Below are 708 nucleotides of genomic sequence, written 5' to 3' on the forward strand. Positions count from 1 at the left end.
CCGATTTCGACGGTTTTATTTTGTAACAAATTGGTTGAGCTTTGAAAGATTTTTATATGCTAAAACTTTTAAAGGATATTTGATGTCATTGGCTTTTAAAGCTTTATAATCTTCTAAGGATTTTCTTTGAATATTTCTTAAGCTGCGATTACTGGCGCCACCCACTCTCATTTTTGTTATGACTTGAGGCAGGTAATGAAATTTAAGAGAGCTGTCACTGAAAATTCGCAACATCAAATCGTAATCTGCGGCTATCTTATAATCCAGGTTGAATAAGCCATGTTTAGTATAAACTTCTCTTTTTAAAAACAAAGTCGGATGAGCCGGCATCCAGCCTCTCATCAAGAGTAACGGAGTGAACTTTTGACTTTTCCAGTACCGAATTACCTTTGAAGTTTCTTCCTTCGCCACATATTGAAGATCTCCATAAACTCCATCTACATCGTTTTGTTGAAGACTATCAGCTACTTCTTTCAATATATCACCTGATGCAAAAAGATCATCAGAGTGCAGAAAACCAATAATGTCTCCTGTAGCATGTTTTATTCCCTTATTTAGAGCATCATAAATTCCTTTATCTTTTTCAGAAATAATAATTAAATTCCTTTTAAAACCAGCTCTAATTAGTTTAACAGTATTATCCTTTGATGCTCCATCCACGACTATCCATTCAATATGGGAATAGCATTGTTCATTTACGCTGCTTAT

The 708-nt window shown here is 34.3% G+C and carries 1 protein-coding gene; it reads right to left on the reverse strand.

What is annotated here, in order from left to right; translation table 11 throughout:
* Window positions 1-15 precede the first annotated feature (15 nt).
* Window positions 16-708, reverse strand: a 693-nt coding sequence (locus HC176_RS15630) for a glycosyltransferase family 2 protein (protein WP_167919914.1), incomplete at its 5' end; no start/stop codon positions are given.

The sequence above is a fragment of the Tamlana crocina genome (genome assembly GCF_012037625.1).